This is a genomic window from Marinobacter changyiensis, assembly GCF_009193265.1.
Taxonomy (GTDB): domain Bacteria; phylum Pseudomonadota; class Gammaproteobacteria; order Pseudomonadales; family Oleiphilaceae; genus Marinobacter; species Marinobacter changyiensis.
The window spans coordinates 576,220-586,845 of record NZ_VZZZ01000001.1 but is presented as its reverse complement, the minus strand read 5'-3'; the positions used below and the strand labels follow the sequence as shown (position 1 = coordinate 586,845).

The 10,626-nt window shown below is 55.4% G+C and carries 11 protein-coding genes; 6 read left to right on the top strand and 5 right to left on the bottom strand.

What is annotated here, in order from left to right; translation table 11 throughout:
• Positions 1-24: 24 nt before the first annotated feature.
• On the top strand, positions 25-531 hold the full coding sequence (locus F6Y09_RS02875; RefSeq protein ID WP_152205397.1) for a DnaJ domain-containing protein: 507 nt from the start codon (positions 25-27) through the stop codon (positions 529-531).
• Between the two features lie 16 nt (positions 532-547).
• Here the strand turns inward: F6Y09_RS02875 and F6Y09_RS02870 are convergent, their stop codons facing one another.
• Positions 548-1,321 carry a secretin gene (locus F6Y09_RS02870; RefSeq protein WP_152205396.1) on the bottom strand — a complete coding sequence of 258 codons (774 nt, stop codon included), beginning with the start codon at positions 1,319-1,321 and terminating at the stop codon, positions 548-550.
• A 362-nt stretch (positions 1,322-1,683) separates the two neighbouring features.
• On the opposite strand from F6Y09_RS02870, the gene F6Y09_RS02865 reads away from it, so the two are divergent.
• The gene (locus F6Y09_RS02865) at positions 1,684-2,718 is read left to right on the top strand and encodes a 3-deoxy-7-phosphoheptulonate synthase (RefSeq protein WP_425481808.1); all 1,035 of its coding nucleotides are present in this window, start codon (positions 1,684-1,686) and stop codon (positions 2,716-2,718) included.
• A 91-nt stretch (positions 2,719-2,809) separates the two neighbouring features.
• Positions 2,810-4,252: a dihydrolipoyl dehydrogenase gene (locus F6Y09_RS02860; protein ID WP_152205394.1), complete on the top strand. Its 1,443-nt coding sequence runs from the start codon at positions 2,810-2,812 to the stop codon at positions 4,250-4,252.
• A gap of 16 nt (positions 4,253-4,268) precedes the next feature.
• Here the strand turns inward: F6Y09_RS02860 and F6Y09_RS02855 are convergent, their stop codons facing one another.
• Entirely contained in the window at positions 4,269-4,652 is a 384-nt protein-coding gene (locus F6Y09_RS02855; RefSeq protein WP_343031057.1) for a DUF2061 domain-containing protein, read from the bottom strand.
• 134 nt (positions 4,653-4,786) lie between these two features.
• Here F6Y09_RS02855 and F6Y09_RS02850 point away from each other — a divergent pair, with 134 nt between their 5' ends.
• The gene (locus tag F6Y09_RS02850; RefSeq protein WP_152205393.1) at positions 4,787-5,260 is read left to right on the top strand and encodes a Dps family protein; all 474 of its coding nucleotides are present in this window, start codon (positions 4,787-4,789) and stop codon (positions 5,258-5,260) included.
• Positions 5,261-5,365: 105 nt separating this feature from the next.
• On the opposite strand, the gene F6Y09_RS02845 is transcribed toward F6Y09_RS02850, so the two are convergent.
• From F6Y09_RS02845 to F6Y09_RS02835, 3 genes are all read right to left on the bottom strand, one after another.
• Entirely contained in the window at positions 5,366-6,490 is a 1,125-nt protein-coding gene (locus tag F6Y09_RS02845) for an NAD(P)/FAD-dependent oxidoreductase (protein ID WP_152205392.1), read from the bottom strand.
• A gap of 13 nt (positions 6,491-6,503) precedes the next feature.
• On the bottom strand, positions 6,504-7,820 hold the full coding sequence (locus F6Y09_RS02840) for an SAM-dependent methyltransferase (RefSeq protein WP_152205391.1): 1,317 nt from the start codon (positions 7,818-7,820) through the stop codon (positions 6,504-6,506).
• A gap of 206 nt (positions 7,821-8,026) precedes the next feature.
• Positions 8,027-9,088 (bottom strand): PA0069 family radical SAM protein, encoded by a 1,062-nt coding sequence (locus F6Y09_RS02835; protein WP_152205390.1) that lies wholly within the window; start codon positions 9,086-9,088, stop codon positions 8,027-8,029.
• Between the two features lie 240 nt (positions 9,089-9,328).
• On the opposite strand from F6Y09_RS02835, the gene F6Y09_RS02830 reads away from it, so the two are divergent.
• On the top strand, positions 9,329-10,105 hold the full coding sequence (locus tag F6Y09_RS02830; RefSeq protein ID WP_152205389.1) for a sulfite exporter TauE/SafE family protein: 777 nt from the start codon (positions 9,329-9,331) through the stop codon (positions 10,103-10,105).
• Between the two features lie 123 nt (positions 10,106-10,228).
• Positions 10,229-10,600, top strand: coding sequence for a VOC family protein (locus F6Y09_RS02825; RefSeq protein WP_152205388.1), 372 nt, complete (start codon positions 10,229-10,231; stop codon positions 10,598-10,600).
• The last annotated feature ends 26 nt before the right edge of the window (positions 10,601-10,626 follow it).

Below are 10,626 nucleotides of genomic sequence, written 5' to 3'. Positions count from 1 at the left end.
TATCCCTTACAAAAGGATGATTGAATGCACTGGATTCTCGGCATTGGCCTTGCCGCTCTGATGTTCGTCATACTGAAGCAGTGGGGTGGTCTGACGCCGGAAAAAAGAAAAGCGGCCACCTGGAAGGTCGCCCTGGCCATATTCGGCGCCATTTTAGTGGTTCTGGTGCTGACTGGCCGGGTCCATGTGCTGGTGGCGGGTTTTGCAGCGCTGATCCCGCTTTTAAAAAGATTACCGATGCTGCTGAGGCACTTGCCGTGGCTCAACAAGCTGTATCAGGATTACAAAGGCGGCGCACATCAAAACGACAGACAACAGGGCAGACAGCAAGCACCGATTGCAACGGGCCAGATGGGTATCCGGGAGGCCTGCGAGATACTGGGAGTGAATCAGGGCTGCAGCCGTGAAGAGGTCGTTGCCGCTCATCGGCGACTGATGCAAAAAATACACCCTGACCGGGGGGGTAACGATTACCTGGCGGCCAAGGTGAATGAAGCTAAAAGTGTTCTGCTTGCCCGAGGGATGTCATAGGCGGCCCGTGGCCCGGTTACATAATGTCTACCCGAACCTCAAAGGATTGGCTTTGCACCCGGCTGCCACCAACGTCGTAGAGGATTCCGGAGCGACTGCCCGCGCTGGAGGTTTCGGTACTGCCCAGCTTCACCCACTGGCCGGGTTCGACCCGCCGGATGGTCATCACGGCCTCGGTTTCATAGCCGGGGAGGTCATTTTTCGGGTCGTCGTCGAATGCCATTACTTTCAGCTCAATCTGACGATCAGAAATGACCTGGGGCATTATGATGAAGCCACTGCGGATATCCACCTGCTGAAAAATTGCCGCCGGGTTGCGACCACCCCGAATGGCCATCGGAAGGGCTCGGACCTGGCCGGAACTGATGTGCGCCGACTGGCCATCCTGTACCACGATGTTCTGCTCGCGGTTGCGGCGGGTGGTGGTTACTGTCTGTTCGGCCCCAATGTTCACATTATTGTCGCTGATGGTTACACCGCCACCCTGGCGGTACCGGTCATCAGCGTTGCCGCTGCGTACAGTGATGCGCATCTGGACCGGCGCAACATCCATGGTGTTCACCAGCATGCCGACTTCATCCAGGAGCTGAGGTTCTCCACGAATGATCAGCTGCTGTCCACTGGTGCTGATGGCAAGCTGATTGCCCGGATAAAGCTCCCGCAGCTGAGTCGCAATCTCCTGGGCAGGCCGGTTATTGAGGGCATGGGTGCGGGCCTCCGGAGCTGCTGACAGGGAGGCTGCGAAACCGGAAAGAACAACGAACAGGACACTGATAAGCTGTAGTTTCATGAAGGTTTCCTGTCAGACCCTGTCGGTGCCGTCAGGAAAAACCGTTTAAACGGTTTGCAAACCTGAAAGCCGGCGTTATAGTAAAAAGCATGAAGACTACAGCTGCGCCCTGTCAATTGAATGTTCTGAAAGCTTTCGGTAACTCGATGGCGGGCTGTGCGCCTGTATGTTCTTGGTGGTTTGGATATGGCTTTTATTTTAGCCAGTACCCGGGCCGCCCGTAAGATCTTCACCGACTGATTAGCGAGGAAGGTAGCCCGGAGAAAGCCCAGGCTGCCACCGGACTCGAAAAGCCCCGACTGGTAGCCCAGCCGGGGCTTTTTTGATTCTGACCCAGGGAAACAGGAAAACCGATAATGACCATGCCCATGAAGGCCCAAAGCCTTGAGACCGCCCAGCCCACGGAAGATGCTTCGGTGTTACCCACAGTTCACCAGTTGCGGGCGCAATTACCTGTATCGACGCTGCTGGCGGCGCAAATTGGTCGCCATCGGGAAGCCATTCGCCGTATTTTGCACGGGGAAGACCACCGGGTTCTGATAGTGGTGGGCCCCTGTTCAGTGCATGATGAAGTGGCTGCCCTGGAGTACGGCGAACGTCTGGCGGCGCTGGCAGACGAGGTAAGTGACCGTTTTCATATTGTCATGCGGGCGTATCTGGAAAAGCCCAGAACCACTGTGGGCTGGAAAGGGCTGTTGTATGACCCGGAGCGTACCGGCTCCGGGGACCTGAATCAGGGGTTGATGCGCTCAAGACGCCTGTTGCTGAATCTGGCGGCCCTGGGTTTGCCGTTGGCGACGGAGGCTTTGAGTCCGATGGCCATGGACTACATGGAGGACGTTATCAGTTGGGCCGCAGTCGGCGCCCGAACCACCGAATCCCAGATTCACCGGGAGATGGTCAGTGGCTGTGCCATGCCAGTGGGGTTCAAGAATGGCACCGACGGCAGTATCGGTGTGGTCATCAATGCAATCAAATCGGCGGCCCACAGCCATCACCGGTTTGGCCTGAATCAGGCCGGCCAACCGGCGATGATTACCACGGCGGGCAATCGGGACACCCATCTGGTCTTGCGGGGAGGCCGGGGTATTACAAATTATGACGCCAACAGTATTTTATCGGCTACCGACCTGCTTGCCACTGCGGGGCTGAACACTGCGGTCATGGTGGATTGCAGTCACGACAACGCCTGCAAACAGGCAGAACGTCAGCTGGACATTGCCCGGGAGGTGATGGCCCAGAACAGAGCCGGTAATGCGCACATACGCGGCTTGATGCTGGAAAGCTTCCTCGAGTACGGTCGCCAGAACGATGGAGATGAACTGGTTTACGGCTGCTCGATTACCGACCCGTGTATTGGATGGGAACAAACCGAGACATTGCTACGGACACTCTGATTTATTTCAGGCAGTGGCCAAAACCGGCGGACTCCATCGTATGCGGGCTATAGTAAAGTCATCGAATAACAGTTGATAAGGAGGCCGCAAGGTGGAAAAGCGCAAAGTTGACGTAGCGATTATCGGAGCGGGAACTGCAGGTATGGGCGCCTATCGCGCGGCCCGGAAGCATACTGACAACCTGGTTCTGATTGAGGGCGGGCAATACGGTACTACCTGCGCGCGGGTTGGTTGTATGCCGAGCAAGCTGCTGATCGCCGCCGCCGAAAGCGCTCACAATGTGCACAAGGCGCCCTTGTTTGGCGTATATCCGGAAGGTTCCCGAATTGACGGCAAGGCTGTCATGGAGCGGGTGAAACGAGAGCGGGACCGTTTTGTGGGCTTTGTTGTTGAAGCGGTAGAGAGCTTGCCTGCAGAGCACCGGCTGGTCGGCAATGCCCGCTTCCTGGGCGCCCACCGATTGCTGGTGGGGGAGGATCTTGAAGTTGAAGCGGATCGCATTGTTATTGCGACAGGTTCCCGCTCCAGCATCCCCGGCTTTCTGGAGGCTGCGAGTGACCGTCTTGTTGTAAACGACGACCTCTTCGAATGGGACGATTTGCCGGGATCGGTCGCGGTGTTCGGTCCCGGAGCCATTGGCCTGGAACTCGGCCAGGCCCTCAGCCGGCTCGGGGTCCGAATCCGGATGTTTGGCGTCAGCGGCTCGGTTGGCCCGATAACTAACAAGGGCATCCGCGAGTACGCCTGCAAAAGCTTTAACGAGGAATTCCGCTTTGATCCGGATTCGGATGTAACGGATGTATCCCGCACAGATAAGGGTGTTCAGGTTACCTTTAACGACCCCGAAAAAGGCGAGCTTACCGAAACCTTTGATTACTTGCTGGCTGCGACCGGTCGGCGTCCGAACGTTGACAAGCTGGATATCCAGAACGCTGAGATTGAACTGGACGAACGTGGCACACCGCTCTTTGACCGATACACTCTGCGATGCGGCAATAGCCATGTATTCATTGTCGGCGATGCCAACAATGACGCGCTGCTGCTTCATGAGGCAGCCGACGAGGGTCGAATTGCGGGTGATAATGCGGGCGGGTATCCGGATGTTCGGGCGGGTTTGCGCCGCACGTCTCTCGGCGTCGTGTTTACCGAGCCTCAGATTGCTACTGTCGGGCTGTCGCTTGAACAGGTAGAGGACCGCTGCAAGGATGGATACGCGGTTGGCGAGGTGTCCTTCGAAGACCAGGGCCGAAGCCGGGTGTTGGGCAAGAACCAGGGTATGTTACACGTCTACGGCGAGCACGGTACCGGTCTGTTCCTGGGAGCAGAAATGTTTGGGCCATCGGCAGAACATATCGGCCATCTGCTGGCCTGGGCTGCCCAGAAGCGAATGACCGTCAGCGAGATGCTGGATATGCCGTTTTATCATCCGGTCATTGAAGAGGGTGTGCGAACTGCGCTGAGAGATCTTAACTATAAGCTACAGCTGGGTCCTGAAAGTGTTGAACGCTGCATGGATTGCGGTCCGGGTGCCTGAGCTACCATCGAGATGTTCAGTAACCGTTGGCCTGTTCACAGATAACCTGCCGTTCGGCCAAGGCTTTCTCGCTTTTCGCCCACAGCTTCTCGTGAAAGAAATAAACCACTGTATTGATTGCAGGTTCCACTATAGCGATCAGGCCGCCGATCAGAAGGTCACCTGTCAGCAGATAGGCGACCGTGAATGCGACCGTGAAGTGAGTAGCCGCAAACGTGATGGTTTTCATCAGTGAATTATCAGGTTTGCCATGGTGATTGTGCATTAATGGTTTCAGGACACCCATGTTTTTCTCCACACTCGGCGATTCGATGGCTCCATTAGACGCTGATTGATAATCATTGTTAAGTAAATTGTATTTTGATATCTGATAGCTTTGGTCAATCGGTAGAGGTGCCATTGAATTCATCGAATCAGATCACAACTATACAGGCAGGCTATGAACGGGATTGCCGGTCTGAATTTCACTGGCTGCCGTATCCGTTTTACATTGAGCGTCAATATCCTTCGCTCGGAATCATAAGGAGTGACTCTATGAGCACCAATTTTATTGGTTTAGACACCGTAAAGACCCAAAATCTTGCCGATTCATTGAATGAACTGCTGGCCAATTACCAGATTTTCTATATGAACGTTCGTGGCTATCACTGGAATATAAAGGGCGATAATTTCTTCGAGCTGCACGCCAAGTTCGAAGAACTTTACGACGATCTTTTGCTCAAGATTGATGAGATCGCTGAACGCGTTCTGACATTGGGGCATCGCCCGGCTCACGCCTACAGCACTTACATCGAGCGCTCTGAAGTCCCCGAGCGCAAAGATGTGCACAGCGGTAAAGAAGCCGTGGAGAACATCGTTGAAAGTTTCGCCAAGCTGATTGGCAAGCAACGGGGTCTTTTAAACCTTGCGGGTGAAGCCAGTGACGAGGGCACGGTTGCTCTGATGAGCGACTACATATCCCAGCAGGAAAAAACTGTCTGGATGTACCGGAGCTATCTGGGTCAGTAAGACCCACTGATCTGACGGGTTTTGAATGCAGTATGGTAAACGCCGGGCAGGGGACTATCCGGCGTTTCTTTTTGTGGTGTGATGGTTGCCAAATTCAGCTGAACGCTACAGGGCAGATTCCAGTGGTGGCACTTGCTGATGGAGAAACCACTTCTCCGTCACCACTTTGCGTGTGAACCAATGGGACCGCATCAGACAGCTGGCCAGGGGCAGCTTGACCCAGTCGGGGGTTTGCCAGCCGGATTGATCGTTCAGCGTGCGCGTGCCGAAGCGCTCGGATATCGCTTCCCCGTAACGCTGCAGGCTGCCGGCTGAAACATCCGGCACACGCCGGATCACATCTGCGGCGATCAATGCGGATTCAATGGCGGGACGAATCCCTTCGCCGCTTTGGGTGTAGGCGAGGCCTGCGGCATCGCCGATCAGCATGACGCCTTCATCCACCAGCGGCCGCTCGGCGTGAGCGTAGAGCAGGTAGGCGTGACCCTTGAAACGGCCGGGGACGTCAGCGGGAATGCGACCCTGGGCCTTCATCTCGTCAACAAAGTCATTGAGATGAGCCGTCAGCTTGTGGTTGTCCTCACGACCGAGGCCAATATTGAGGAAATTGCCTTTGCGGAATACCCAGGCATAGCCCTTCAGGTCACGGCAGAACCAGATTTCCGGTGTATCGCCCCGGGCCAGGCAGACGCGGGCTTGGGCGGCCGTCATTTCGAACTCGATTTCCTTGGCCGCTACCACGGTCTCATGGCTGCCGGGCCCGTCTCCCAGCTTTTTGGCAACAGGACAGAAATGCCCCCCCGCCCCGATCAGTAACGGTGCTTCGAAGGTGTCGTTGATTACCCAGTTACGGCCATTCTGTTCGATGGATTTAACCGGTGTTCTCAACTTTTTGTCGGCACTCACCCGCCCCAGCAGGTAGTCATCAAACTCGCAACGGCGAATTCCGTAACTGACCGTTTCACCATGATCGTTGTCCACAGGAGCCTGCCCCATCATGCCGATCCGGAACGCACGGATGGGCTGTAGCGTCCGGCCCTGGGCGTAATCGTCCAGATCGATTTCCAGTGTATCCATCACGGCCGGAGTCACCCAGCCCGCACAGGTTTTATCCCGGGGGAAATCCTGTTTGTCGATAATCAGCACCCGTTTACCGCTTTTTTCCAGGGACCACGCCAGGGTCGATCCCGCAGGGCCGCCGCCAATCACGATGATGTCATAGTGCTCCATGGAAGGCTCCATATCACCAGGTCTCCGGCGCAGCGGGAGAACTGTAGAGATGTCTGCGGGTCGGGAGCAGGTTGTTGTTATCGCCGTGGGTGAACACAACCTGAAACAGTTGCAATGAGCCGGTCCGGAAGGCCGCAATCGAACCCGCCAGATACAGGTGCCACGCCCTGGTGAAGTGAGCATCATACAATTCGGTGACTTTGTCCTGGACGCTTTCAAACCGTGCCATCCAGTGCTCCAGGGTGGTGACGTAGTGCAATCTCAGATTCTCCACATCCAGTACCGAGAAATTTCCACTCTCACAAATGCCCATGAATTCGCCGATGCTGGGTGGATAGGCGCCGGGGAAAATGCGCTTCTCGATCCAGGCGTTCATCAACATAGGGCGGTTTCGACCGATACTGTGCAGCAGCGCTATACCTTCCGGTTTCAGTGAGCGCCGGATTACCTGAGCCATCTCGTCATAGTGATCCTTGCCCACATGTTCCAGCATGCCGACAGAAACAAACGCGTCGTACTGGCCAGCGATATTGCGATAATCATCCTCAATGTATTCGATCAGATGATTCAGGCCCTGTTTCTCAGCCTCTGCTCGGGCGAATGCCAATTGCTCCCGAGAGATGTTGTAGGCATGAACTTTGACGCCGTACTGGCGGGCCATATAGCGTGCCAGGCCGCCCCAGCCGCAGCCAGCCTCGACCACGGTCTGGCCGGGTTGGAGTCGCAATTTACGGCAGATGTGTTCCAACTTTGCCAATTGCGCCTGCTCCAGAGACAAGTCCGGGCTTTCATAGTAGGCGCAGGTGTACTGCATTTCGGCCTGGTCAAGCCAGAGCCGATAGAACTCGTTGCCAAGGTCGTAATGATGGTGAATGTTTTCCCTGGCATCCGAAACACTGGTAGAGCGGGGGTTGTGATTACGCCAGACAGCCTCAAGCCACTTTGGCCACTGCTCACGTGCTTTGTGCACGGCCCGATTAAGCGCCGTCATCAGGTCTGACAGATCGCCCTCGACCTTCAAACGCCCGGAGCTGTAGAGGTCACCGAATGCCAGATTGGGGTTGCTGACCAATTGATAAAGCGCTTTGGGATCAGCCAGCCGGAGCGTGAAACTGGCGGCGCCGACGTCTGATTCTATGATTTCGTCATTCCAGAGTTGGAAGCGAACGGGTGGGTTACCGGCCATTCTCAACAACTTTGCGATCAGCCAGCGTTCGTAACTGTGAGTCTTGCGATCCGTGCTTTCCTCTGGCACCGGTTCAGACAACTTATGGGGTCGGTTAGACAGTTGTTCCTGCAGCGTGTCCTCTTTGCTGGTGCTTTGGCTCATAACTCCTCGCTCCCTGATGATCACTGATGTTCATTCTTTGCGGTACACCTCGTGTAAAAGGGTGGATACAGCTACTTCCCGATGCGATATCAACAACACCAGATTTCAGTATAGAAAATAGGCGATTTTTGTCACGTAGCTGGCTAATTCTAATTGATAAGGACAGTTAATTAGTGGATATAAAGAAGAATCTTTTATTCCTTCGGTTATAAAAGGCTCAGTTGTTGACCCTCAGCGCGTTGAAACAGATCAGTCCTTAACGGTTCGGCTTCGTGGAGCGCCATTCCCAGAGTCCGGGCTTTGCGATTGAAGCGCTGGCGGATCAGGTCTGCATAAGGCCCCTGACCGGTCATGCGCTTACCGAAACTGCTGTCGTAGACTTTGCCGCCGCGCAGATCACGCATCCGGTTCATGACATGGCTGGCGCGATGAGGGAAGTGACGGTGCAGCCAGTCTTCGAATAATTCTGCAATTTCATGGGGCAGTCGCAGCATGATCCAGCTCGCCCGGGTCGCACCGGCATCGAATGCGGCTTCCAGAATGGCTTCCAGTTCCTGATCGTTCACAAACGGGATGACCGGGCCCAGTATGATGCCAGCCGGCACACCGGCGCAGGTCAATTCCCGAATGATACGTAACCGCGTCGCTGGTGCGGCCGTGCGGGGCTCCATGCGACGTTTCAGATCATTATCCAGCGTGGTCAGACTGACCCTTACCGAACACAGCCCGCTGGCGGCGAGCTCTGAGAGCAGGTCCAGGTCCCGCAGTATCAGTGCACCCTTGGTAATAATAGTCACCGGATGACGGTATTCCAGTAACACCTCCAGCAGCTGCCGGGTAATGCGCCGCTGTTTTTCGATGGGTTGATAGGCATCGGTATTCACCCCAAGAGCAATCGCCGAACAGCGGTAGTTGGGCTTGTCCAGTTCCGCCCGCAGGCGCGCGGGCGCATTGGGCTTGGCAATCAGCCGGGTCTCGAAATCAAGCCCCGGGGACATGTCCCAGTAAGCGTGGCTGGGTCGGGCAAAACAATAGATGCAGCCGTGCTCGCATCCGCGATAGGGGTTGATTGACCGGTCAAAGGGCACATCTGGCGACTGGTTGCGGCTGATAATGGTTTTCACCATCTCATCGCTGACCGATGTAGCCAGGCTGTCGGGATTGAGTTCGTCTTCCGGGTCCCGGTACCAGTCATCCTCCACCTGCCGGTCTGTGACAATGGTCTGAAAACGATTGTGTGGATTGTTGCCGGTTCCGCGTGTTCGCATTGAGCCCCCTGTCCAGATTAAGAGTCCGAAGGTGTCTCGCCACGGAGGCACAGTACCAAAAGTCTAGCAGATATAGCTGTATAAATGTACAGTAATTTGGGCGGTACAAAGAGTTCTTGACCATGACGCCCCCATCGAACACGACCTCCGCCAGGCTGTGCAGTTGATGGTCCGTTGGATGCACTTTCTTTGCTGGCGGACTATAGTGCTCCCCTCATTTATGCCTGCTGATACAGACCTATGACGGATCTCTCACTCATCCAGTATGTGCTCATCGCCCTGATCTTTATCTGGAGCGGCTTTGTGCGTTCGGGTCTGGGCTTCGGTGGGGCCGTGTTGTCTTTGCCGTTCCTGCTTCTTGTGGAGAATCAGCCGCTGGTTTATCTGCCGCTGATTGCAGTGCATCTGCTGGTGTTCTCCTCCCTTACCATTGTCCTCAACAACCGCAGGCGCACGGTTCCGGGGCAGCCGATGGTCGGCACGGTGGACTGGCCTTACCTGTGGCGAATTCTGGCTATCATGATCGTGCCCAAGTTGGTCGGGGTGCTGGGCTTGCTGACCCTGCCGGCCAACATTATGAGCGTGATTATTTTCTCCATCGTGGCGCTTTACTCCATCTCCTATATCCTCGACAAGCCGTTTCGCAGCAACAGCAAAGTGGTGGATGGGGCGTTTCTGATGCTGGGCGGCTACATCAGCGGCACCTCGCTGATCGGGGCGCCGTTGATCATTGCGGTGGTGGCCCAGCATCTGCCGAAAGAGAAGTTGCGGGATACCCTGTTCGCACTCTGGTTTATTCTGGTGACCATCAAAATGGCGGCGTTCATCTATGCGGGGGTGGATCTGCAACTGATTCATCACCTGTGGCTGCTGCCCTGCGCCGCTATCGGCCATGTCACAGGCCTGCGTTTCCATGAGCGTATGATGTCGGCGGAAACACCGGTTTTTTTCCGCCTGCTCGGGGGCACTTTATTGCTGATCAGCTGTATCGGGCTCTGGAAAGGCCTGTCAGGTTAGGGTGTGGTGCTCGGGTTTGGGTGAATAGTGGACTTTGTGCAGATGATAAGCGTAGAACGTCAGGCATGGCATTTGTTGATTTGCTGTGATAATGACTCCCACGGACAACAAGGATAAATTTCAATGATCGGATATGTAACGCTTGGCGTTAGCGACATGGCGAAAGCCAAAAAATTCTACACGGAACTGCTGGCGGACCTTGATGCCAGGTTGCTGCTGGATATGGACCGCATAGCGTTTATCGGCAACAACATGAAAACCCCGATGCTGGCGGTATGCACACCCTACAATAACGAACCCAACCATCCGGGTAACGGCAACATGGTAGCTTTCAACCCGGGCTCGAAGGAATTGGTAGACAAGTTCTATCATAAAGCGATTGAGCTCGGCGCCACCTGTGATGGTGAACCCGGTCAGCGCATTCCGGACCAGTTTTACGGCGCCTATGTCCGTGACCCGGATGGCAACAAAGTCGCCTTTTTCCACTTCGGTTAATCGTCTCTGGAAGCGCCGGACGGGCC